The following is a 23046-nucleotide window of genomic DNA, read 5'->3' on the forward strand; positions in this document are numbered from 1 at the left end:
TATATCCGTGTTTTTAATAGCAATTTTGATTTTGGGAACGTTCCCCTTAGGAAGTGTCAGTGCAGTGGCTTCTGGACTGAGTATCATAGTTGATGGCAATCTAGACGAATGGCCTACCACGTTACTTCTAGATGACCCCATCGGGGACGGTAAATGGGGATCCGGAGACGACATAAAAACTGTAGGAGCGTACTCCGATGGCACATACATCTACATCGCAGCAGTATTCAAAAAAACGGGCTACAATAATCTTGGAGTTCTAATTGACGTAATCGGAAAGGATGGGGCACCGGACACTAAGGGACATCCCTGGAACAGGCACTACACATTCGCAAGGGGAGACATTGACATGATGATTGAAAGCTGGGAATTCGACTTGAGTGCCTGGACATTCTCACCTACAGGAGTCAACGAAGTAACATCCAGCATTCAGAGAGCGTATGGCAGTAAAGATGGGTGGGTCATAGCTGAAATGGCGATTCCCCTATCCGTTTTTGGAGATATCCAGAATCCCTCATTTAAGGTTGTATTTGTTCTTACAGGAGGCTCCAACGGTGCTCTTCAGTGGTTCGCTGATGTTGCCCCAGATCAAGATGTGCCAGGATGGAACAACGGAGGTGGAGCCCCTGCTCCGGCAATACTCACTAAGTTCCTATTCTGGAGCTACGATAGCCCCTACGAGTTCAGGGTTGTTGGCGAAAACTTTGACTACAACAAATATTTGCTCGAAAAGAAGGCCAACCACATTGCAAGCTTTATTAGTCTGAACTCGTTCTACGGCCAGATTAAGTTTAAGGAGTATTATTCAAGATACGACGAAATCAAAAATGAGTTAGCAAAATATTACCTGTCCCCGGAAGTTCAGGAAAAAATCGCAGAGTATGACAGCGAAGTAAATAACCTCCTAGAACTCTATAACGAAGGAATTAAAACCATAAACTTACCCGGAAGAGCATTTATCGGTGCCTTTCGGGTGTACAGGGCTTACACAGGAATGAAAAAGATAACCTCCGAAATAGAGAAAATCCTAGAAGATGCACAAAAGGGTGTCTACGAACTAGAGGGGTACCTTCAGGAGCTCTCCAAGAACCTCACAAAGACCATAGACGGAAACCTAGACGACTGGAGTGTTCCGCCGGTGGCCGTTGATGAGGCCGGCTATGGACAGGACGGAGCAGACCTCAAGGCCCTCTACGTTGACTACGACGACCAGTTCCTCTACATAGCCCTAACAACCGAGAACAGGGCCTCCTGGAGGATTGCCTACGGCATCTCGCTGGACTACAAGGACGGCGGCTACACCGGAGACCAGGACTCCTGGGGCAAGAAGGTCAGCTTCAGCAGGGGAATAGACGCTCAGCTGTACTTCTTCTGGAACGGAGAATTCTTCGGAGACCCCGGAACCAGCACGATAACCAGCGCCCAGCTCGTCCTCTGGAATGGAACCGGCTGGGAGTACAAGGACCTCCAGTTAGTGGGGTTCTACGCCTACACCGGCGGAGCAGAAGACGGCCTCCAGACCCTTGAGATAGCGATTCCGTGGGAAGCCCTCGGCGTCAAGCCAGGAGAGATAAACATTGTCGCCTATGTCACCGGACAGGGCGCCGGCGACTCGGCGGTTGACTCGCTACCGCTCCAGGACGCGGTCAAGGACACCGAGCCAGGCCAGGAGTGGGGCGACGCGGATACATTCACCCAGTTCGCCACGGTCACCACAGAGTGACCGCCCGTTTCTTCCCTTTTCTACATTTCTGGATTTTTAGCTCAGATAACGAGTCCCGCCAGGTAAACGGCCAGCGCCACAGCGAGCTGGTTCGAGAAGTTGTCGTCGGGCGGGAGGTTGTAGAACTCGGCTATCGTCCCGGTCAGAGAGCCGGCAACCGCGAGCGGGAGGCCCACGAGCGGAGTGAGCACTGCCAGACCAGCGAGAAAGTATGCGAGGCTCCCCTCAACGCTCTTTCCGTTTGAAAAGCGGTGCCTGCCAAGACTCTTCCCGACTATGGCGGCGAGGGCATCTCCGAGGGTCGCGAGGGCTATGGCGCCGACCGCGACCTCCTTCGGGAAGAAATAGACCACTATGAAGGACGCCGCCGCGAAGTAGATGTGCGCGGCAACGCGGTCTCTCTCGTGCTCCCTCGTTATCTCGTCGATGTGGTTTTCAATGAGTTCTATTTTCTCAAGGACATCCGGGGAGACGTAGAGGCCCAGCTCTTTCTTTATCCTGTCCCTCCACTCCTCAATCACGCGGAAGGGCTCCAGAATCACGAACAGGAGGAACGCAAGCCCGACAAATGCGAGGGTGAAGTCCCTCCCAAAGGCCATGTAAACGGCAGGAACGGTTAGACCGGTAATATGGAGGGCCTTACGCTTGATTTCCCTTTTTATGCTCACGTTTAATCACCTCCAGGGCCTCCAAAAGGTCTTTAACAACGTAGTCGGCGTTTCTGACCTTCCTGCCGCTGAAGTAGCCCCGCCTCACGAGGATTCCAACGGCCCCGATTGCCCTCGCACCGGCCATGTCGGTCTCGTCGCGGTCGCCGACGACGTAGACTTCGCTGTCTGGAAACCTCTCCAGGGCGAGGCGGAAGTTGTAGTCCTCAAACTTGCTGTGTCCCGTCTCACCGCTTATGATTACGTCGTCAAAGTATTCCTCAATCCCGAGGACTTTAAGCTTCTTCCTCTGCCAGTTGGTTGATGAGTCAGTGACGAGAACTAGCTTCGCGCCGAGCCCCTTAAGGCCCCTTAAAAACGGAAGAGCATCTTCATAAAGCCTCAAATGTCTGAAAAAGTGATTTTCAAGGAAGGCCGAGAACTCGACAAGCTCCTCCCCGCTTATTCCGGGGTATATCCCCCTAAACAGCTCCTCCACGAGCTCGTGGAGGTCGAGAGTGTGGAGCCTCTTAAGGCCCTCAAGCCCCCTATACCTGGCAGTGAGGAAGTAGAAGAGCGCCCTGAACTTGCGCCTGCGCAGGAGAAAGGGAATAGCGCGGAGCATTGCTCTTTTCCCGGCCTCCCACGTGTTGCAGAGGGTGTCGTCGAGGTCAACAAGCACAAGCATACAGGTAGTTCGGTGGAGGCATTTTAAACCTTAACATTCCCCCAAGCCCCACCATAACAAAAGCCAGTGTTCGGGGGAAGGTTTAAAAGAAAGCGCCACAGATAATCGTTCGATGAGGGGGGATACGCTTATCATAGCGGGCATAGCCCTGATATTCATAGGGTTCCTTCTGGTGTTCCTGGGGACTCTGATTTCCGCCCTGGGAGGAGAAGGGGAAGTCGAGGGCGGAGGCGTGATAATGATAGGCCCCATCCCAATAGTCTTCGGCACGAACAGGGAAGCTGTCACACTGGTCTCGATTTTGGCAGTTCTGCTCATGGTGCTCTGGATAATTGGGGCCCTGATCGCAAGGAGGGGATGACGTGGAGTTCCTGGCTGCCCTTGCGGTTCTACTCGTTACCGCTAAGAGCCTCGAATGGTTTTTCGAGAGGTTTGAGATACACCCGATACTGGCGCATGTGCTCACCGGAATAGCCCTCGGGCCGTTTGCCCTTGGGGTAGTCCACCCAAGTGAGGAGCTCAGGGTTCTCGCGGAGTTCGGGCTGATAATGATGATGCTCTACATGGGGCTGACGAGCAACTTCTCGGCGATAGCCCAGAACACCAAGAAAGCTGTAGTCGTGGCGACCCTGGGAGTTGCGGTCTCCTTCGTGCTGGGGTTTCTTACAGTCTCCTTCTTCGGAAAGGGCATGGCAGCTGCCATATTCATCGGAGTTACCCTCGGAAACACGGCCATAGAGGTTACTAGCGGTGTCCTCGTCAAGGAGAGGGTGAAGAGGGTCATCTCCTCCGTACTCATGGGCGCCGCCTTCGCCGACGACATACTCGCCGTTTACCTCATCGGCATCGTCACGGCGATGGCGAAGGGGAGCCTCAACCTGCAGGCATTTGGAGTGCTCACCCTCAAGATATTCTCCTTTATAGCCGCAACCCTCCTCATCTCTGAGTTCGTCTTCAAGAAGGCCGGGTGGTTCAGGAACATCGTCAGGAACCTCAACGTGTTCTTCACGTTCACCCTCATACTGACCTTCCTGCTCGCCATAATAGCGGAGAACATCGGCCTCAACCAGATAATCGGCGCCTACCTCGCCGGTCTAACGATAAGCAGGCTCCGTGAGAGGAAAGACCCCCTGGTCGTAACTAGGATTAAGCTCAATGAGCTGATCGAAGACCTGCAGGTAGTCCTTACCGAGTTCTTCATCCCGCTCTTCTTCATCTATGTCGGCCTGATGTTCAACCCGCCCCTGAACCAGGTCAGCCTCCCGCTGATAGCCGGCCTCTACGTCTCGGCAGTCCTCGGAAAGCTTATCGGCTGCGGTCTCGGCGCAAAGCTTTCGGGCCTCAGCTGGGACGACTCCATAGCTGTCGGCATAGGAATGGGGGGCAGGGGAAGCCTTGAGCTGGCAATCCTGACCTTCGGCCTCAACGCCGGGCTGATAGACCAGGGCCTCTTCGCCAGCGTCATCATAGTCTCCATGCTGACGGCACTCACGACGCCGGTCTTCTTCAAGGCGTACCTCAAAAGGCAAAAGCTTAAATCATCATCCTGAGAGCGACCACCGGTGAGAGCATGTTTCCAGAGCGGGGAGCGGGCGAGGAGGAAGTGCTGAGTGAGTTAAGGCGGAAAACCGCCGAAGATTTAACGTTCGACTCCGGAAGGATTCTCGGCTCCATGTGCACCTACCCCCACCCCTTTGCGATAAAGGTAATCACCGAGTTCATAGACAGAAACCTCGGAGACCCCGGGCTCCACGTGGGGAGCAGGAAAGTTGAGGAAGAGGCCATCGAGATGCTTTCCAGTCTTCTCGGCCTCGAAAGGGGCTACGGACACATAGTCTCCGGGGGTACCGAGGCGAACATCCTGGCCGTGAGGGCCTTCCGCAATTTAGCCGATGTTGAAAAACCAGAGCTGATTCTGCCAAAGAGCGCGCACTTCTCGTTCATCAAGGCCGGCGAGATGCTGAGGGTCAAGCTCGTGTGGGCGGAGCTCAACGAGGACTACACCGTCAACGTCAAGGACGTGGAGAGTAAGATTACGGACAACACCATTGGAATCGTCGGAATAGCCGGGACAACCGGCCTCGGAGTAGTGGACGACATCCCTGCGCTCAGCGATCTGGCTCTCGACTACGGGCTTCCACTCCACGTTGATGCCGCCTTTGGGGGCTTTGTCATTCCCTTCGCGAAGGCCCTCGGCTACGATATCCCGGACTTCGACTTTCGCTTGAAGGGCGTGAAGAGCATCACCATAGACCCCCACAAGATGGGCATGGTGCCGATTCCGGCCGGGGGAATAATCTTCAGGGAGAAGAAATACATAGACGCTATAAGCGTTCTGGCCCCTTACCTCGCGGGAGGAAGGATATGGCAGGCGACGATAACCGGGACGAGGCCGGGCGCAAACGCCTTGGCCGTCTGGGCGATGATAAAGCACCTCGGCTTCGAGGGCTACAAGGAAATCGTGAGAAAGGCCATGGAGCTGAGCAGGTGGTTCGCTGGCGAGCTGAAGAAAATCCCCGGCGTGTACCTGATACGCGAGCCCGTGCTCAACATCGTCTCCTTCGGCACGGAGAACCTCGAAACGGTGGAAGAGGAGCTGAAGAGAAGGGGCTGGGGAATCAGCGCCCACCGCGGCTACATCAGGATTGTCTTGATGCCCCACGTCAGGGAGGAGCACCTGAAGGAGTTTTTGAGGGATTTGAGAGACGTAATGATGGGAGTCTAATCGGCAACACCCTCTACTCCGTCTCTACTTCTTCACACTCACCCAGAGGGCCCCCATAAAAATTGCAGAATTCAATTAGGCTCGCGGTCAGTCCGTCACTCCCTCGTCACAGCTCGGACAAGGCTGAACTCATCATCCCAACACAGAGGATGTAGATTAAAGTTTAAAAACTAATTGTTCTAAAATACATTATGCTAAGAGATACATATACTCCAACAAACTTGGGAGGAGTGAGTAATATGACAGGGAACTCCAAAAAAGGTGGTGGCATAGTTGTAGTTGTTCTTTTGCTTCTTGGTATTAGTAGTCTCACTATACAGTTGCCCACAGTCAGCGCATCCCAACCATACAGCACCGAGTGGATAGACAACACATATAACATAGTGTTCACGGGAGACCCAACTACGATTTTCGAAGTTGGGGTTGCTGGAGTGGGGATAAAGGTAACAGAAAGAACGGTTGTCAAAGTCCAATGCACAATTAGCCGTCCAAAGTACATATCCCGCAAAGCCCGTGAAATACCTGTGAGAATACAAATTAACGACGTGGCCGTGGAGTGGGAGATGTACGTGAACGATGAGAGAATCAAAACTTCAACAGCACACCTGAACATAGGAGGCTACGAGGAGTTACATATAGCAACTTTCAAGATACTGGCCGGTGGAGAAATATATGCATTACTAGAGGAACCAATTCTAAAGTTCAGGGCAGGTAGCAGGGAATATTCAATCCAGTCATCTGAAACGACGATTTACATCCCAGCCCCATACACAACAGATAGCATAACTACGGTAAAACTCTATCCAGAGTTCAAAATGAAAGAAGGATTCAAGCTTATCGTAGACTACGTGTTTGGTTCAAAAACATTTCAGTGGGACATTAGGGAGGTGTCCTTTGACGCCGGCTACTCAATAGACTTTCAAGTGGGACTCCTATCCACGGTGACGATAAACACTGTACCCACTAACGCAGACGTCAGTATCGATGGCGAATACATGGGAAAGAGCCCAGTAACGGTAGAGATAACGCCTGGAAACCACATTGTTGAAGTTACCAAAGAGCACTATCTCCCCGTGCAAAAAGAGATAACAGTATCAGGGAGCACCACTATAACAATTAGGCTACAACCGGACTGGGGCCTAGTGAACGTTTATTCTGAACCCTCAGGAGCCGATGTCTACATAGACGGTCAGCTAGTAGGAACAACCCCCTTAAAAGAGTTCAATTTAACCATTGGAACTCATGAAGTCCGTATTGTAAAAGAAGATTATCAGGAGTATGTTACACAGGTGGAGATATCTCCCGGGTCAACAAAATCAATAACCGCAACCTTAAAACCGAACTGGGGTACAGTCCAAGTCCGCTCGGAGCCATCAGAAGCACAGGTTTATGTAGATAACGAGCTAGTTGGCACGACTCCCATCAACGACCTAAAGCTCAAGGCTGGTGTACATAACATCAAGATAGTGAAGGATGGGTACAAAGAGTTTACAAAACAGGTAGACGTTCGGCCGGGAGCAACTGTTTTAGTGGAAGCAAAACTAGAGCCCGAATTTGGAGTGCTAACGATTCAGACGAGCCCCCAGGGAGCCAATGTATACATAGACAACAGGTACGCCGGGTCCGCCCCCATTACAGTCGAACTTGAACCAGGAACTCATGAAATTCGGGTCGTGATGGAAGGATACGAGGAGTACATCAAACAGATAAACATACAGCCGGGAGTCCAGAACGAAATTGTAGTTACCCTCACAAAAGTTAACACTCAAAGCAGGGAACCTGCATCCTCATCAGAAAACACAAAAGAAGAATCAACCACTACGGAATCCAACAAGGAGAAAGTGGCATACACCTCACAACAGACAGAAAACCCAAAAGAGTCCGGACTCGGAATATGTGGCCCTGGACTATTTGTGATGTTGGCACTTTCAGTTCTTGGTGCCAAAAAGATTAAGAGACAGTAAATCACCCTTTTTCAAATTTTTATTGCTCAGCGATCACCTTTCCTTCCTCATCCTTCGGTTCGCCCATCACTCATCATCGCAGGCCGTTCTTCGTTGGCACCCTTTAATACATTTCCCCCGCCTCGGTATCCAGGTGAGACATAAGGTCGGACGCGGGACTCCACCAAGGACACTCCAGCTACTTAAAGCCCGCCCGCTAACGTTTATAAGACCCGCCGACCAAGTTACCCCAGCAGAAAAAGGTGTTGAACCATGGCAAGCACTGTGGTCATCGTGGTGGCGGCAATAACCGCGTTCTGGCTAATCCTCTACACGCTGTTCGGAAAGAAGGAGGTAGACCCCGAAACAGGGGCACCTGTGGAGAAAGAAGAGGGACTGAGCGTTGACTTTCTCGTAGCGATGTGGAGAACCAAAAGGTTGCTCGGCTTCATAGACCGTGTTTCCAGGGCCAACAGGCGTTTCTGGAAAGTTTACAGCGATATCGGAATAGCACTCGGCTACATGGGCATGGCCTACGTCTTCTTTATGCTCCTTACGACGGCGCTGAAGACCCTCCAGACCAGGGAAAGCCCCGCCGGAGTCCAGCTCGTTATCCCCGGCGTCACGATACCCCTCTGGTACGGACTGATAGGGCTCGCGGTTGTCATGGTCGTCCACGAACTGAGCCACGGTGTGGTCGCTAGAGCTGAAGGGCTCCCGCTGAAATCGGTTGGCCTGGTTCTGCTCGCGGTTATCCCCGGAGCCTTCGTTGAACCCGACGAGGAAGAACTTCTAAAGGCACCCCTACGCTCAAGGCTCCGCGTTTACGGGGCCGGTTCACTGGCAAACGTCCTGACGGCAATCCTCGCGGCGCTCCTCATAAGCTACGCGGTGAGCCCCCTCCTCACACCCAACGGGGTAGAAGTCGGCGGCGTGATAAAGGGCACCCCCGCGGACGGGGTTCTCCAGAAGGGAGACGTCATCCTCGCCATAAACGGAGAGAGCACTAAAACCATGGACGAGTTCATCACGGTAATGAACAAAACGAAAGCGGGAGAGACAATAACGCTTAGAGTCCTCAGGGAGGGAAAAGAGCTTAACCTGCAGCTGACCCTCGCAGAAAACCCGGACAACCCGGGCAAGGGCTTCATAGGCATCCACCCCGTCCAGCACGTCGCCTCCCGTGTGGGGCACGAAGGAATAGTTCTGCCCCTGTTCTTCGCCCTGTACTGGATTTACGTCCTCAACATAGGAATAGGCCTCATGAACCTCTTCCCGCTCGTCCCCCTCGACGGCGGGAGGATGCTTGACGACGTCATAAAGGAATACCTGCCGGAGGGGGTAGCAAGGCCCGTGAGGTACGCGACGATAGGAATCGGCCTGTTCCTCCTCGCACTGAACCTCCTCCCGGCCCTTCTCAACCTCGCAGGGTAGCGGCTCTGCTCTCTATTTCTCGTTTCTTATCGTTTAGACACCGCAAACCTACCCATGCACCAACCTTTTTAAAAGCTCCAATCGTATGACAACCCATGCCAGCAGTCTGCTCCAAGTGCGGTCGTCCAGCCGTTTACCACGCGCGCTACACGGGTAGGTACTACTGCCACAAGCACTTCAACGAGATGGTGGAGAAGAAGTTCAAGGAGACCGTCAAGAAGTACTGCCTCATAGAGAAGGGCGAGCGAATAGCGGTTGGGGTTTCAGGCGGAAAGGACAGCGTCGTTCTCATGCACCTCTTGGCCAAGCTCCGGGAGAAGTTTCCGTTTGAACTCGTCGCGATAACGATAGACGAGGGCATAGCCGGCTACAGGCCTCCAAGTGTTGAGATAGCGAAGAGGAACGCGAAGAAGCTCGGTATAGAGCACCGCGTTTATTCCTTTAAGGAATACATTGGCTTTACCCTCGACGAGACGGTTGAGATAATGGGAAGTTTTGAGAGGGGCGAACGCGTCGGCGCGTGCTCCTACTGCGGTGTCTGGAGGCGCTGGCTCCTCAACTACGCGGCCAAGGACGTCGGCGCCGATAAGTTAGCCGTTGGCCACAACCTCGACGACGAGGTGCAGATGTTCATAATGAACATTCTGAGGGGCGATATAGCGAGATTGGGAAGAACGGGCCCCTACTACGAGGAAATCCACCCGGAGCTCGTCCCGAGGATAAAGCCCCTCCGCGAGATTCCCGAGAAGGAGATTGTCCTCTACGCGGTTCTGAACAACATAGAGGTCGATTTAAGCGAATGCCCCTACGCGGTCGAGGCCTTCAGAGCTGAAATCCGCGACTGGCTCAATGAGATGGAGGAAAGACACCCTGGAACGAAGTATCAAATCCTCAGGAGCTACGACAAGCTCTTCCCGCTCATAGCGAAGACCTACACGAAGAAAACCAGCGAGCTGAACCGCTGTAAGATATGCGGCCAGCCGACGACGGGGGAGATATGCAAGGCCTGCCAGTTCCGCCTTCAGGTCGAGAGGAAGGCAAGGGAGAAGGGGCTGACGTTCAGGGTTGAGTAGCAAAGGTTAAATACAATTGTAGTTAATTCGTATTGGTGATTTCATGGCTGAGAGGGTGGAATACCCGATTTCCGTTAGACTGCCGGGCTACGTTGTCAGGAAGATAGACGAGCTCATAGAGAAAAGGGAATTCCGGAGTCGTTCGGACTTCATAAAGTTCGCCGTTACCTTCACGCTCGGCCAGATGATGCTCGAAGAGGCGAAAGAACTGGCAAGAAGCCTCAGGGAAGAGGAAATCAGGGAGGAGAGTGAGGGAGCACGGGAGAGACTAAGGAAAGGTGAATTTGAGGACGAAGGGGAAGAAGTGAAAGAGATTCTCAGGGAGGTCGAGAGGGAGTACAAGAAGCTAATGGGTGCCGAGTGATGAAAGTCGTCATGGACACCAACGTGGTTCTTGGCGCAATGATAAAACCAGATGGCCTCTCAGCTCTTCTCATAAAGGCACTCGACGGACGTTTCTTCGTGAATTACACGAGCGAAGAAGCCCTAACAGAACTCAGCCTAAAGATGGGAATCCTGGCCGAGATGGGAAAGCTATCAAGCGAATGGAAGCGAATTCTCGCCCGGTATCTGAAAGGCTCCGTGATTGTAGCGCCCTCGGTGAGGGTAAACCTCTCCAGAGACCCAGATGATAACAAGTGGCTTGAGATAGCATACGAGGGGAAGGCAGAGTATATTTTGACCTGGGACGACGACCTTCTGACCCTGCGGGACGAGAACAAGGAATTAACGCTTCAAGACCACGAGATAAAGGTTCTCAAGCCGATAGAGTTCTACCATGAGATTCTAAAGAGACTCTGTTGAGAGGGGCGTTATGATTATCGAGACGGCCGTTCCCTTTGAGGAGCTCGAGGAGATAAGGCGAAAGAGCGGGGCTGGGGTTGGCTTAACCCTTCTCGAAACCATCGAGAGGAACGGGATAGTCCTCAATCGGATTCTCGTGGAAGGCCCTCCTGAGGAAATCGAGCGCTTCATGGGGAAGTTCCGACTGGCGAGGGCCGGCGGTTAGTTTGCGCCCCAAACTTCCGGGCGGGTATTTAAAGGCTCACTCAAACTTTTCTCGGTGAGAGCATGGAGGAACTCAGTGAAGCTCTAAAGGCCATCGAGAGGGAGCTCAACTTCGCGAAGAAGGCGTACAGGGCGAGCGTTTTCCTCTACTGGGCGTGGGCGATGCCCGGGGTTTACCTCCTCGCACAAATCCTGTCAAAGTATGCCGGGATTAGTGAAGGAAACGCCATCCAGTGGCTTTCGCTGGCGGCAGTCGTGGGATTCATCGCCGAAGAGAGAAAGACCTTCAGAAGAGTTATTCAGCTGGAAGAGGCCCTGGGGCACATTGAGGAAACGTCCAGGGGTTACGTTCTTGCTCAGGTTATCGTGTGGCCACTCTCGGCCCTGATTGCCAGCGTGTACACCGAAAACGAGGGTCTATGGTTGCTGGTCTTCATAGGACTCGGCCTGTTCCTCCTGACGGGCGTTGAGTTCATCTTCATTGGAAAAAGGGACTGGAAGACAGCGCTGGCAGGGGTGATACTGCTCTCCTCGACGGCTCTCTACACGGGCTTTGGCTACGCCGTGATGGCCGTTGCCTTCGCATTCTCGCTCACGGCTTACCTCCACCTGAAGGGGGCAATGAGGGAGTGACATGCTCGAAGAACTGGCAAAGCTTTCAAGGTCTCCGCTCGGCAATCCGACGAGGCTGGCAATAGCGCTCTACCTGCTGTCGAGGGAGAGGGCGACCTTCGCAGGCCTGAGAAAAGCCTTGAAGCTCACCGCCGGAAACCTTGAATTTCACCTGAAGGCGCTTGAGGAGGCCGGAATCGTTAGGACATACTATGGCTTTGGAAGGAGGCCGAGGAAGTTCGTCGAAATAACCGAAGATGGAATTGAAGAGCTCAGGGAAGTCCTCAAAATTTTAAGGAAGGTTGCCGGAGATGATTGAGTTCGCGGTTGCCTTTGCCCTGTGGCTGTTGATTTTATCCGCTTCAGGGGCCGTTGCCACCCTGGTCGCCGGGAGATGGGCGAAAAAGGCCGGCTTCGCGATGCAACTGACGATGTTTTTCCTCTCGCTTGCGGTGATCGAGCTCATGGGCGGGCCGGGGAAGTTCGGTCTCGGTGTAAGCTTCAGATACGTTCCCCAGGCAGTTGTTCTCGGCTTTGGTGCCTCGCTTATAATCAACCTGCTCGAAGGCAATCCCTCGGTGCCGATGGAGGAGTTCATGCCCGAGGGCGTTGAAAGGCTCGTTCTCCTCCTCATTCTAGCTCCGCTGGGAGAAGAAGTCTTTACAAGGGGGCTCATCGAGGGCTATCTTTTGAGCCATGACCACTTCTGGAGTGCGATACTCTTCTCAGCTTTGCTCTTCGCACTCCCCCACTGGAGGGCCTACGAAGGAAGCAAAAAACGGAAGATTGTTGCTGTCGGGGGAGCCTTCGTTCTCGGCTCGCTGGCCGGCTACCTCTTAGCACTTGGAGGCATACTCCCTGCAATCGTGCTTCACTCCTCGGCGAATTTGGCGGGACTGATTGTCTTAAGGTTTAGAGAGAAAAACGAAAACTAACCGGACTTTTCTGGCTTCTCTATCTCGACCCTTCCCCTTATCAGCCTGAAAGTATAACCCTCAACACTCGGCTCAAAATCGGGGAGCGGTGAGCTTCTGACAAAGAACTTCTCGACGCCAAAGTTCTCGGTGGGCTGGAACTCTATGACGTACTGGCTGTACAGGGACATCCAGGAAACGAGCTCATCGGAAGCGCGGCTCCGGTTGAGGAGGAATATGTTGAGGGGCCTCTTCCTCTTTTCTGAAATTCTGGCGCGCTCCTTGAAGGCCATGAGCCTCTGAAAGACGCGGATGAAGTTCTTCTCACCGAGAAGGAAGGCCATTCCATCAACTGTAACGTCTATTCCTACTGGCCTTCTATCGCCGATCCGCTCCTTGAGAACGCGGTAGTAGAGGCCGTTGTACTTGGGGAGGAATGTGCTCCCATCTATGGTCGGATCCGTGTAGATGTAATCCTCCGAGTACTTGAGGCCGTAGAAGGAGGAGAATATGTCCACGACCGCGAGGTCACCCCTTCTTCCGAGCTCGTCGATATCGAAGTTTATAGCCATAAGCTCCATGCGGAGGGGTGTGATAGGAAGGACGGAATCGAGGATAACCCCGAAGTCACCCATACCTATCCTGCGCCTCACAATCTCAAAGCCAAGGGCCCAGCCGTTTGAATACGTGTCGTAGACTATCAAGAGGTTGCTGTCTTCAAGGAGACCTCCTCCAAGGGCCTCATCGAGAATTGGGATTCCCGCGCTGAGGACTTCCATACTCTCCACCTCTTATGGAAAGTTTAGAATTCAAAATATTTAACACTACCCCTCAATTCGCGATCGCTACATTCTGAAATTCAGAAAAAGCCCACGCTATAAATAGGAGAAACGCTCATTCTCAACTGGTGATAAAGGATGGAGGAAATCGATGAGCTGAAAAACGTCCTTGAGAGGGTTGAGGGGAAGCTGATAGCGGCGGGGAAGATGTACGGCGCGATGAACTTCGGGATATGGCTCGCCGCCATGGCGGTCTTCTACACGCTGTACGGAGTGTTTGATATGTCCGGCTGGGCCTCAGCCCTCTACTGGGCGGGGGCCATTATGGTCGTTGTGCCGCTGACGGCCAGGATTTGGAGAAGGCTGGAGGGACTGTACTCGGCAGTTTACCCAGACGCGAAAGAGAGAGGAGACAAAAAAGCCGCCTTCTTGATAGGCCTCCCCTGGGCCATCGGAAGCATCGTGGGGTGGGGACTCATACCGTCCCTTGAATGGGTGGGGGTCAGCACAGATGCGAGACTTGGAGTTGGATTCCTGAGCTTCATAGCCATCTCCATCTTCGGCATGTGGCTCCTCATGACCCGCGGAAGAGGAGAGCGCGAGATGATGCCATCGTTCGTACTCCCGCTCCTCGCAATCCCAGTGGTATGGAGAATGGAGACGGGTGCCGTAGTCTGGGCCGGCTTCGTCGTGACGGCGGGGTACTCCTTTACGGTTCTCTGGTACCTCCACTCGGCCTTCAAAGCCATTGAACGGTGATACGATGGAGCCCCTAAGGGAACTGACGAAGAACCACGTCCTCGGCAACCCGATTCGACTGGGCATCGTGCTCTACCTCCTGCCGAGAAGGAAGGCCCTATTCAAGGAGCTCCTGGAAGTCCTGGAAGTAACCCCTGGAAACCTCGACTCGCACCTCAAGGCACTCGAAAGGGAGGGCTACGTGGAGCTCTACAAGGTCTTTGCGGACAGGCCTAGAACGGCAGTCAGGATAACGGAAAAAGGCGTGGAGGAAACCGCGAGGTATTTAAAGGCCCTCAAGAGCGTGCTTGAGGGAATTGAGTAGCCACCCTTTTGTCCTGTCCCCTATCCCAGCCGGAAGGGATAACCCCTCTTCTCGACCACCCACAGTCCAAGGAGCGCCCCGAGGGTGTTCATGGTCAAGTCTCTCAGCTTGTTCTCCGTGCTCTCGGTTATGAAGCCTATCCAGCCTTCGCTCAGCTTTTCCGCCAGCTCCCAGCCGAGGGAGAGTGCATAAAAGACCACGAAGGAGTAAACGATGACCTGCCTTCTTGTGAGCCGGACTCCAAGGGCTTCCAGGCTAGAGAGAACCTCGGCTACAATCAGCCACACCGTCAGCCCTCCGAGGAAGTGGCTTATCATGTCCGCGTTCCGCCAGTCCTTGTGAAAGAGGTCGTAGCTTGTAAAGGGGACGTTAACAAGGGAGACGTGAACCGCTATGAAGACCGAAAGGACTGCCATTGTCTTCTTGTTGTATACCGGGGCCAGGAAGGGCCTGAGCTTCGCCGGCGGGTCTGGGAGCCTTCTCGGAAGAACCAGAGGGACGGAAAGGCCGAGCATTGCCACGAGAGTCCGGTAGATGTGGTCGCTCCTCCCGTTGAGTAGGGCAGTCAAAAACCCCAGAAAGACAACGAAGAGCGAGGAGAGCAAGACAAACCGTTCCCGCCCGATTTCCACCACCAAAAGGATTAAGGCGCCGGGACTTAAATCCCTTGTTTTTTATGCCACCTCTCTGACTCAAGCTCCTCCTCTGCCCTCCGCTTGAGCTCCCTGATGCGCTCAATCCTGTACTCCTCAACCAGCTTGAGGAACCTTTCGGCTTCCCTCTCCTCGTCCTCCTTCTTCCAGCGCTCTAAAAGCTCTTTGATTGCCCTCTCCAGAGTCTCCCTCTCGACGACTGCAAACTCGTCCACGCGCTTGACGTCGAGCTCCTCGCTCGTGAAGAACGGCACGTGCGCCTCGCGTAGGACTTCCCTGACCGGGTCTGGCAGGGGGTTCTCCGTTATCAGCGCCCTAATTCCCTTCTCCACGAGCTCTTCCGCTATTGCTTTTCCAGCGCCCGCGGGGTTCACAACGAAGAGGACGTCGCCCCTCCTCAGGCCAACCTCGCGCTCAATCCTTTCAAGCTCGCGCCAGCTGAGGACGCGGAGCACCTTCAACGGAACCGCACTGCCCCGAACCTCGACGACGTTCATCCTCTTGACCTTGACGAGGTCTCTGCTGAGGCGCTCTATTAGGGCCTTCGCCTCCCTCAGCTGTTTTTCAAGGGCCTCAATGCGCTTCACCTTCGCCTCAAGCTCCCTCTCGCGGAGGACTTTTCTCCTGACCTCCTCGTCGTAGTCCGCTATTCTACGCTCAAGCCTCTCGATGGTTCTTCTCTGCTCCCTAATGATGCCCCTGAGCTCCTCGTTCTCCCTCTCAAGGAGCGCTATCCTCTCCTCAAGCTCGCGGATTTTCCTCACGTACGGCCTCACGTCAACGCTCTCTCCGCCCTCAGGCTCGGGAGTCTCTTCCATGGGCCTCTCGCGCCTCGCAACCCTCTGCATCGCCTCGCCGAGGTTGTAGCCCTGAATTACGAGGGCCTTAACCTCATCCGCCTTCCTCAGAAGTCCCGCCTCGCGGAGCTTGGCCTCGACGTGCTCAAGCTTCGGCTTCAGGCGGAGGTAGGCCTTGTATGCCGCGGCCAGGGCGTCGCGCTGGTGGTCGTCTTCGACCTTGACGCCAAGGCTCCTCAGCAGCTCGTTCTTCTCTTCAACCCTCAAGCTCTCCCTCGGGACGAAGAGCTGGGCCTTGAATGAGCGGGCTATCTTCTCGACGAAGCCCGGAGCGGGGGAAACGTCGGTCGCGACAACAACAGGGTGCCCTATCTCGCTTATGAACCGGAACACTTCACCTACGGGCATGTTCCTTTCGCTGTGGAGGGCTATCACGTTGCCGCTGAGGTCTATCACGGCTATGCCAACGGTTATACCCGGGTCTATGCCCACGATAACGCTCTTCCTCTCCTTCACGGCCTCCTCTCCTTTAAGAGGGGCAAAGCCGAGCTCTGCCCTCTCAACCGGCTGGATTCTGACCTCGACATCCCCACCCCGCATCGGCTTCACGATTCCGGTGAGCTCTTCCCTGCTCGCGTATATCCTGAACTCTCCCCTAGCAAGGCCGTAGTCCTTCTCCTCAGTTTCGAGGTCGAAGGGTATCTCCGCCCGCCTCAGCCTGTCTTCAATCTCCCTAACCTTGTCCCTGACGAGGTTGTGGACGCGCTTCCTGTAGCGGTCCTGGCTCCAGCCGCCCTTGCCGTGGCTCCTTCCGCGGGTGACCCTGACTATGACCTCGTCCTCAAAGGCCAGAACCTCGTAGCCGACGCCCTTGCTCGCGAGCAGGGCGGAGAGCTTAGCCTCCTCGTAGGGGTCGAACCTGTCGCCGGTGGCTATGCCGTGCTCCTTTGCAAGGCTCTGCAGGCTCCTCTGCTCCCCGGGACGGCCGGTCACCTGGACGAGCTTTGTCCCAGGCGGGAGGGCCCGGAGGAACTTTCTAAGGTCGTCGCCGAGCTCTGTGACGCTGTCAATGGCCACTATGTCCGGCCTCTTAGTCCTGATGAAGCGGATCAGGCGGTACAGTGTAAACTCACCCTTTCGCTCAAGCCTCCCGTTGTACCAGCTCACGACTGCGAAGCGCTTTGGGTTCTCGCCAACCACATCTATGCCGAGTATGAGAATGAGCACCACCTCTAACAGGGAGTAGGAAGGGTGGTTTAAAAAGTTGCCACCAAAATGGTTATTTAGTGAAACGCCAATTACACTAAAGAGGTGATAGCATGAAGATGCGGGTTGTTTTTGACAAGGAGTACGACGTCCTCAGGGGAGTGTACAGGGTCAGGGTTAGGGAGCTTGAGTTCGATGAGGAGCTCAAGAAGGTTCTCAACGGAGTAGACCCCCCAATCCGGCTTGGAGACGAGGAGATAAGAGTCTCCGAGCTCAAGGACAAAGTCTTTGACCTCAGAAACAGGGAAGAGGCGGAGAAGATAATGAGCGAAATTAGGGGAGCGCTGATAGAGACACTGAGCTCCCTCATAGCGCGCTTCAGGGAGGCCCAGAGCTTTAACGGCTCGGTGGTTTACGAGATTGACTTCAACGAGCTATTCAATGAGTAGTTCCAAGGCGAGCCTTATCGCTCTGTTTATCGTTTCCTGGGCCATGGACGGCCTCGGCTTGTCGAGGGCCTGGGCATGGTTAAATGGAACGTGGATAAAACCCGCTTTTGCTTCCATTCCTGAGACCGCTATCGTGTGCAGGGCCGTAAACATCGCGGTGTTGCAGACGTAGGTTCCGGCGGTGTTGGAGACCCCAGCAGGGATTCCAGCATCTCTGAGAGCTTTGACAATGGCCTTAATCGGTATCGTGGCAAAGTAGGCATCTGGAGCGCCCTCAAAGACAGGCTCGTCCTCGGGCGCAAAGCCGTCGTTGTCCGGCATCGTTGAGTCCATGACGTTTATTGCAACCCTTTCAACTGTCACGTTGGACCTTCCGCCCGCCTGACCGGCCATTAGGACGATGTCAGGCTTCTCCCGGGTTATCCGCCTCGGAAGAATTTCCCGAACGCCCTTGAAAGACACGGGCAACTGGACTTTCAGAAGCGTTGCGCCGTTGAGCTCGTCGGGAAGTGCTTTAACGGCCTCCCACGATGGGTTTATGCTCTCACCACCGAAGGGCTCGAAACCCGTCACGAGAACCTTCATACGATCACCGGGAAAGGTAGGTTTTTAGAGTTTAAAAACTACCTCTCACAGAGGGGTGAGAATGAAGTACGATGTCCTAATCATCGGCGGCGGACCCGTTGGCAACTATCTGGCGAGCATTCTCGCGAGGGACTACAGCGTCGCCGTCGTCGAGAAAAAGAACTCCTTCGGGGGAAAGGCATGCACCGGAATAATCGGGGCCGAGAACTACGAGACGCTCAGCCTGTCGAAAAAGGCTATCCTCAACGAGCTCTACGGGGCGACTTTCTATTCGCGAATCCAGAGCTTCTCGATAGGAAGGAAGAGCCCCCAGGCGTACCTCGTTGACAGGAAAACGCTTGAAAGGGAGCTCGCAAAGTCCGCAATGAAACACGGCGCCGAATACCTTATGAGCACGACGTTTAAGGGGTTTAAAGGCGGGAGAGCAGTCCTCCAGCACCTCGGAGAGACCCTCGAAGTCAGGGCCGAGTTCTACATCGGCGCCGACGGCGTGAACAGCACGGTGGCGAAAGCGATGGGAGCGAAGACGAAGGCCGAGTTCCTCAGCGGATACGAGGTTGAGGTGCTGGGGGAGTTTGAAAAGAGGAACGTCGAAGTCTGGGTTAACAAGGAGATAACACCCGAATTCTTCGCGTGGGTGGCTCCCATAGACGAGGAGACCGCCAGGGTGGGGACTTTCGGTAGTATAGAGTCCCTGAACAGGTTCCTGCGCCTCAGGATGCTCAAACCAACAAAGATTCTAGAGTTTAAGGCCGGCCCAGTGGGCTTCGGCTGGAGAAAGCCCTGGGTCAGGGGAAACGTCGCCCTCGTAGGCGACGCCGCTCTGCAGATTAAGCCGACGACCGCAGGGGGAATAGTCTACGGGATGCTCTGTGCAAGGGCCCTGAGGAAAGCCCTGCTTGAGGATAAACCAGAGAACTACTGGAACTACTGCTCCTGGGTGAGGAACCAGATAAGCTTCGGGCTGAGGTTCAGGAAGCTCTTCCTCGGCCTCGACCAGGAGGCCATAGAGAAGATATTTGAAGTCCTTGGCAGTAAGGAAGCGAGGGAGGTAATTGAGAGCCAGGCGGACTTCGACGACCACCTCAGGACTGCAAAGGCAATACTCAAGAGGCCAAGACTTCTCGCAAAGCTCATAAAGGTCAGTCCGAGCCTCATAAAAGCCCTGCTGTGAGGTGGTAAGATGAGGTGGAAGATGGGCCTCCAGGAGGAGTACCTAAAGGCCATAGCCGAGGGCAAAAAGAAGATTGAGGGCCGTCTATATGACGAGAAGAGGCAAGCAATAAAGCCAGGAGATGAGATAGTCTTCGAGAACAAGCTCGTCTGCGTCGTCAAGGACATGAGGGTTTACTCGTCATTCAAGGAGATGCTGGAAAAGGAGGGCCTTGAGAACGTCCTGCCCGGAGTGAAGAGCATCGAGGAGGGCGTTAAGGTCTACAGGCGCTTTTATTCGGAGGAGAAGGAGAAGAAGTACGGGGTCGTTGCCATAGAGGTCGAACCGGTGGCGTGGATTGGGGAACCTAAATGATGTGAACATCAAAACCCAGCTCTCTCAGAGCTTCAAAATCTCTGTCGAGGGTTATTAAGGGCAAGCCGTTGGCGATTGCGACTGAGGCTATCAGCAAATCTCTAAAAGGCATGGCATGTTACTCCCAGGTTGGATATCTGCACGCTAACGCCATCAGGTGTATTACAAGCAATCATCGCCAAAAGACTTTTTATATTCTTAATAGGTAATCTTTATTGACTACCATTAGGAGGTGTCTATATGCGGAGCCCGCGGACACTTGGGCTGTTACTGTTCTTGTTATTACTCACGGGGAGCGTTACGTCCATCGTTGTGGCGACGGTATGGTTACTCGATGAGAACACCACCATTGAAATCCTCGGCTATAACCTTTACGAATTCGAAGGCTCCGGCCACTACGCCGTCTTCTACCCCCTTCCAAACGGTTCAGTCAAACTCTTGAAAACCGGGAAAGTGGAGCTCCTCCCAACCCTCATCAAAATCCCCCGGGAGGAATGGCTGAGAGTATTCTCAGCGGAAAACAACAACGTTCTCAGAACACAGCCAGTTCCCCTCGTGATATTCGTGAACGATAAAGGACTCGGCTTCGCCACCCTCAGGGGAAGCAAAGTCGTACTCAAGCCGCTTGAAGTCCCCAACAAGCCAAGCGTTATGACTGCAAAACCCTGTCCAAAGGGCTACGTTCCCGAGGGACCCCGGTACTGCGTTCCAAACGATGTCACCACGAACTGGGTCGAAGTCCTCGAATCAAAAACAATCACAGAACCAATATCCTTCATCGGAATACGCGTCGAAAACAACGTCCTCCGGAAACTTGAATTTGAAACGTGGCTGTTCTTCCACCGCTCAACGTACGCCTACTGGACGGTGGGATTAAACGTTGGACCCATTACGGTCTACACGAAAAAACTCGGCGAACATTTTGATGGAAAGGGCATTGACATAGGCTACCGTACTCCAGGCAACATCCACCCCGAAGACTCGGTCTGGTCGCGTTACGTTAATCTTTATGTCAAGTATCAAGTGGTGGTTTTTGGCGTCCTCGCCTACGACCGCTACACGGAGAAGTTCACAAAGCTACCTGTAATGGCCACGTATCCCCTTGAAATCATCTCCGAAGGCAGATACACTGTCGAGGAGACATCCAATGGGCCCAAGTTCGTCGAGGGGACAAAAGGGTTATGGTCTCCCTTCATTTCCTCAGAGCCCCATTACTATCGCGTTCCTGACTCCTCCCAAGTGCAAAGAATCTGGTTGTCCTCGAGTGGAGAACAGACGATAGTTTATATGAGGGGCCACTCAAGTTGGAGGTTCACCTCCGAGTCAAGCCTCTCCGTTCCGATTGGGCCGGGAATTGTTAAAGCCCTGCAGGAAACGGATCTCATATCGAGGTACCCGAACCTCGCCAAGGTTCTGAACTCAATATCGCTCACGTTCGGATTCCACTATTACTCGGGAGAGCAGTCCGGGTTCCTTTACTCCATCAAGGGGACTCCCGAGCGCGATTGTTACGCGTTGGTATACATGATGAAGGTAAACACAAGCGATTACCGTCACGTTGACGTCCCAATGCTTTTAGTTACGGTGACGGACGGGAAATCCCCCGGAATTTGTGACCCGAGAACCGGACTCTGCATAGACTCTGCCGATAAGAGCTGATACGGCCTTTTCTTTTATCCTCTGAAGAAAAATAAGAGTGGCAAAGCTGTAACTCAAAGATACCTCTCCTTCACCCACCTGATGAAGTAGTCCGGGTTCAGCTCCTCGCCGATGGCCTTCATGAGGAGCTCCTTCGGCGGGTAGATGCTTCCGTACCTGTGGATTCTCTCGCGGAGCCAGGCCTTTATCGGCTCGAACTCGGCTTTAGCGACCTTCTCCTCGAAGTCCGGGATGTCCTTCTTCATGTGGTAGTATATCTGGCTCGCGAGGAGCGTTCCGATGCTGTAGGTCGGGAAGTAGCCTATCGTTCCGTGCGCCCAGTGGATGTCCTGGAGTATTCCCTCAGCGTAGGTCTTGGGCCTTATGCCGAGGAGCCTCTCCATCTCCTCGTTCCAGAGCTCCGGCAGCTCCTTCGCCTTAACGCCCTCGTTGAGCATCATCCTCTCAAGCTTGAAGCGGAGCAGTATGTGGAAGTTGTAGGTGACGACGTCGGCTTCAGTCCTGATGAAGTCCGGCCTGACCATGTTGAAGTATAGGTAAACGTCCTCCGGCGTGTAGCTGGCCATAAAGGGCAGGTTCTCCTTAAGGACAGGGTAGATTAGCCCCGCGAACTCCCTTGAGCGTCCGATGATGTTCTCCCAGAACCTGCTCTGGCTCTCGTGGATTCCAAGGGAAACTCCGCCGGCTATCGGGCTGAACATGAACCTCTCGTCCCCCTGGAGCTCGTAGAGCGCGTGTCCGAACTCATGGACGGTGCTCAGGACAGTCCTCCTGAAGTCGTAGCCCTCGTAGCGGGTGGTTATCCTGACGTCCCTTATCCCAAACTCGGTTGTGAACGGGTGGGCCGAAACGTCAAGCCTTGAGCGAACGCCGAGCGGGAAGCCAAACTTCTCCAGAATCCAGAGGTTGACCTTTTCCATCTGCTCTTTCTCATAGCGCTCGTTCTCGAGCGGGTGGCTCTGCGGGACTTTGCCCTCCTCCATTATCTTCTCGAGGAGCGGCTTGAGCTCCTTCTCGAGCTTGTCAAACATCTTCTCGACTTCTTTGGTCGTGAGTCCCTCCTCGAACATATCCAGGAGGGCATCGTAGGGCTCCTCCTCGTAGCCGAGGTACTCAGCGGCCCTCTTGGCGAGGTCTATGATTTTGTCGAGCCAGGGCTCAAACTTTGAGTAGTCGTCTGTCCTCTTAGCCTCCTCCCAGGCCTTGGTCGCCTGGCTTGTGACCTCGCTCATCTCCCTGAGGAACTCCGGCGGGAACGACTTGCTGATTCTTATCTGCCTGTCAAGGACTCTAACAACACCGCGCTCGTACTCGTTGAGGTCTTCGATTCCCTTGGCCTTCTCGACGAGCTCGACGAAGTCCGGTTTGAGCAGGAACTCTTGGCTGAGGACTGAGAGTTCACCCTGGGCAACGCTCCTCTCAAGGATTCCCTCCCTCGGCATGTTGACCTCCATGTCCCAGCCGAGAACGCTCTGGGCGTGGCCGATGGCCCAGATGCGCCTGTACTTGGCTAGAATTTCCTTAATGGTTTCGTTCTGGAAAACAGACTCCATGGGGTAT

The 23046-nt window shown here is 54.1% G+C and carries 27 protein-coding genes; 19 read left to right on the forward strand and 8 right to left on the reverse strand.

Annotation, left to right across the window (positions count from 1 at the left end; genetic code table 11):
- Nucleotides 1-64: 64 nt before the first annotated feature.
- Entirely contained in the window at nt 65-1723 is a 1659-nt protein-coding gene (locus ACZ5ER_RS01655) for a DOMON domain-containing protein (protein ID WP_464934656.1), read from the forward strand.
- A gap of 41 nt (nt 1724-1764) precedes the next feature.
- Here ACZ5ER_RS01655 and ACZ5ER_RS01660 read toward each other — a convergent pair whose 3' ends face one another.
- Both ACZ5ER_RS01660 and ACZ5ER_RS01665 read right to left on the reverse strand, forming a co-directional pair.
- Nucleotides 1765-2391 carry a diacylglycerol/polyprenol kinase family protein gene (locus tag ACZ5ER_RS01660; RefSeq protein ID WP_050002337.1) on the reverse strand — a complete coding sequence of 209 codons (627 nt, stop codon included), beginning with the start codon at nt 2389-2391 and terminating at the stop codon, nt 1765-1767.
- Nucleotides 2363-3058, reverse strand: a complete 696-nt coding sequence (locus ACZ5ER_RS01665; RefSeq protein ID WP_464934657.1) for an HAD family hydrolase — start codon at nt 3056-3058, stop codon at nt 2363-2365. The genes ACZ5ER_RS01660 and ACZ5ER_RS01665 overlap by 29 nt, the downstream gene beginning before the upstream one ends.
- A 112-nt stretch (nt 3059-3170) precedes the next feature.
- Here ACZ5ER_RS01665 and ACZ5ER_RS01670 point away from each other — a divergent pair, with 112 nt between their 5' ends.
- The 12 genes from ACZ5ER_RS01670 (at nt 3171) to ACZ5ER_RS01725 (ending at nt 12788) form a co-directional block, all read left to right on the forward strand.
- On the forward strand, nt 3171-3419 hold the full coding sequence (locus ACZ5ER_RS01670; protein WP_050002335.1) for a TIGR00304 family membrane protein: 249 nt from the start codon (nt 3171-3173) through the stop codon (nt 3417-3419).
- 1 nt (nt 3420) lies between these two features.
- Complete coding sequence (locus ACZ5ER_RS01675; protein WP_464934658.1) at nt 3421-4608, forward strand: cation:proton antiporter; 1188 nt, start codon at nt 3421-3423, stop codon at nt 4606-4608.
- Between the two features lie 20 nt (nt 4609-4628).
- Nucleotides 4629-5783 (forward strand): tyrosine decarboxylase MfnA, encoded by a 1155-nt coding sequence (gene mfnA, locus ACZ5ER_RS01680; RefSeq protein WP_050002333.1) that lies wholly within the window; start codon nt 4629-4631, stop codon nt 5781-5783.
- A 191-nt stretch (nt 5784-5974) separates the two neighbouring features.
- Nucleotides 5975-7747, forward strand: coding sequence for a PEGA domain-containing protein (locus ACZ5ER_RS01685; protein ID WP_464934659.1), 1773 nt, complete (start codon nt 5975-5977; stop codon nt 7745-7747).
- A 252-nt stretch (nt 7748-7999) separates the two neighbouring features.
- Nucleotides 8000-9160 carry a site-2 protease family protein gene (locus ACZ5ER_RS01690; RefSeq protein ID WP_464934660.1) on the forward strand — a complete coding sequence of 387 codons (1161 nt, stop codon included), beginning with the start codon at nt 8000-8002 and terminating at the stop codon, nt 9158-9160.
- Between the two features lie 95 nt (nt 9161-9255).
- Nucleotides 9256-10233, forward strand: coding sequence for a TIGR00269 family protein (locus tag ACZ5ER_RS01695; protein WP_050002329.1), 978 nt, complete (start codon nt 9256-9258; stop codon nt 10231-10233).
- 43 nt (nt 10234-10276) lie between these two features.
- Nucleotides 10277-10597 (forward strand): ribbon-helix-helix domain-containing protein, encoded by a 321-nt coding sequence (locus ACZ5ER_RS01700; protein WP_050002328.1) that lies wholly within the window; start codon nt 10277-10279, stop codon nt 10595-10597.
- Nucleotides 10597-11037, forward strand: coding sequence for a putative toxin-antitoxin system toxin component, PIN family (locus ACZ5ER_RS01705; protein WP_050003918.1), 441 nt, complete (start codon nt 10597-10599; stop codon nt 11035-11037). The genes ACZ5ER_RS01700 and ACZ5ER_RS01705 overlap by 1 nt, the downstream gene beginning before the upstream one ends.
- 10 nt (nt 11038-11047) lie before the next feature.
- Complete coding sequence (locus ACZ5ER_RS01710) at nt 11048-11242, forward strand: TIGR04140 family protein (RefSeq protein ID WP_050002327.1); 195 nt, start codon at nt 11048-11050, stop codon at nt 11240-11242.
- 62 nt (nt 11243-11304) lie between these two features.
- Entirely contained in the window at nt 11305-11874 is a 570-nt protein-coding gene (locus ACZ5ER_RS01715) for a hypothetical protein (protein ID WP_050002326.1), read from the forward strand.
- A 1-nt stretch (nt 11875) separates the two neighbouring features.
- Complete coding sequence (locus ACZ5ER_RS01720; RefSeq protein WP_050002325.1) at nt 11876-12172, forward strand: transcriptional regulator; 297 nt, start codon at nt 11876-11878, stop codon at nt 12170-12172.
- A complete protein-coding gene (locus tag ACZ5ER_RS01725) occupies nt 12165-12788 on the forward strand; it encodes a CPBP family intramembrane glutamic endopeptidase (protein ID WP_050002324.1) in 624 nt (207 codons plus the stop codon). The genes ACZ5ER_RS01720 and ACZ5ER_RS01725 overlap by 8 nt, the downstream gene beginning before the upstream one ends.
- Here ACZ5ER_RS01725 and ACZ5ER_RS01730 read toward each other — a convergent pair.
- The gene (locus ACZ5ER_RS01730) at nt 12785-13546 is read right to left on the reverse strand and encodes a hypothetical protein (protein WP_050002323.1); all 762 of its coding nucleotides are present in this window, start codon (nt 13544-13546) and stop codon (nt 12785-12787) included. The genes ACZ5ER_RS01725 and ACZ5ER_RS01730 overlap by 4 nt on opposite strands.
- A gap of 138 nt (nt 13547-13684) precedes the next feature.
- On the opposite strand from ACZ5ER_RS01730, the gene ACZ5ER_RS01735 reads away from it, so the two are divergent.
- Together ACZ5ER_RS01735 and ACZ5ER_RS01740 are read left to right on the forward strand one after the other, a co-directional pair.
- The gene (locus ACZ5ER_RS01735) at nt 13685-14305 is read left to right on the forward strand and encodes a hypothetical protein (RefSeq protein WP_050002322.1); all 621 of its coding nucleotides are present in this window, start codon (nt 13685-13687) and stop codon (nt 14303-14305) included.
- 4 nt (nt 14306-14309) lie between these two features.
- Nucleotides 14310-14609 (forward strand): transcriptional regulator, encoded by a 300-nt coding sequence (locus ACZ5ER_RS01740; protein ID WP_050002321.1) that lies wholly within the window; start codon nt 14310-14312, stop codon nt 14607-14609.
- Nucleotides 14610-14629: 20 nt separating this feature from the next.
- On the opposite strand, the gene ACZ5ER_RS01745 is transcribed toward ACZ5ER_RS01740, so the two are convergent.
- Nucleotides 14630-15244 carry a DUF2238 domain-containing protein gene (locus ACZ5ER_RS01745; protein WP_464934662.1) on the reverse strand — a complete coding sequence of 205 codons (615 nt, stop codon included), beginning with the start codon at nt 15242-15244 and terminating at the stop codon, nt 14630-14632.
- A 23-nt stretch (nt 15245-15267) separates the two neighbouring features.
- Nucleotides 15268-17286 (reverse strand): DUF460 domain-containing protein, encoded by a 2019-nt coding sequence (locus tag ACZ5ER_RS01750; RefSeq protein ID WP_050002319.1) that lies wholly within the window; start codon nt 17284-17286, stop codon nt 15268-15270.
- Between the two features lie 92 nt (nt 17287-17378).
- Here ACZ5ER_RS01750 and ACZ5ER_RS01755 point away from each other — a divergent pair, with 92 nt between their 5' ends.
- Nucleotides 17379-17714 (forward strand): hypothetical protein, encoded by a 336-nt coding sequence (locus tag ACZ5ER_RS01755; protein ID WP_050002318.1) that lies wholly within the window; start codon nt 17379-17381, stop codon nt 17712-17714.
- Here the strand turns inward: ACZ5ER_RS01755 and pcp are convergent.
- Nucleotides 17700-18299 (reverse strand): pyroglutamyl-peptidase I, encoded by a 600-nt coding sequence (gene pcp, locus ACZ5ER_RS01760; protein WP_464934663.1) that lies wholly within the window; start codon nt 18297-18299, stop codon nt 17700-17702. The two genes, ACZ5ER_RS01755 and pcp, sit on opposite strands and share 15 nt — an antisense overlap.
- Nucleotides 18300-18360: 61 nt before the next feature.
- Here pcp and ACZ5ER_RS01765 point away from each other — a divergent pair, with 61 nt between their 5' ends.
- Together ACZ5ER_RS01765 and ACZ5ER_RS01770 are read left to right on the forward strand one after the other, a co-directional pair.
- Nucleotides 18361-19473, forward strand: coding sequence for a geranylgeranyl reductase family protein (locus tag ACZ5ER_RS01765; protein ID WP_464934664.1), 1113 nt, complete (start codon nt 18361-18363; stop codon nt 19471-19473).
- A 9-nt stretch (nt 19474-19482) separates the two neighbouring features.
- Nucleotides 19483-19827 carry an ASCH domain-containing protein gene (locus tag ACZ5ER_RS01770; protein WP_050002315.1) on the forward strand — a complete coding sequence of 115 codons (345 nt, stop codon included), beginning with the start codon at nt 19483-19485 and terminating at the stop codon, nt 19825-19827.
- Here ACZ5ER_RS01770 and ACZ5ER_RS01775 read toward each other — a convergent pair.
- Nucleotides 19820-19939, reverse strand: coding sequence for a PIN domain-containing protein (locus ACZ5ER_RS01775; protein WP_394297634.1), 120 nt, complete (start codon nt 19937-19939; stop codon nt 19820-19822). The two genes, ACZ5ER_RS01770 and ACZ5ER_RS01775, sit on opposite strands and share 8 nt — an antisense overlap.
- A 128-nt stretch (nt 19940-20067) precedes the next feature.
- Between ACZ5ER_RS01775 and ACZ5ER_RS01780 the strand changes: the two genes are divergently transcribed.
- Entirely contained in the window at nt 20068-21486 is a 1419-nt protein-coding gene (locus tag ACZ5ER_RS01780; RefSeq protein ID WP_144244798.1) for a hypothetical protein, read from the forward strand.
- 53 nt (nt 21487-21539) lie between these two features.
- On the opposite strand, the gene ACZ5ER_RS01785 is transcribed toward ACZ5ER_RS01780, so the two are convergent.
- On the reverse strand, nt 21540-23039 hold the full coding sequence (locus tag ACZ5ER_RS01785) for a carboxypeptidase M32 (protein ID WP_464934665.1): 1500 nt from the start codon (nt 23037-23039) through the stop codon (nt 21540-21542).
- Between the last annotated feature and the right edge of the window lie 7 nt (nt 23040-23046).

The organism is Thermococcus marinus, from assembly GCF_055389025.1.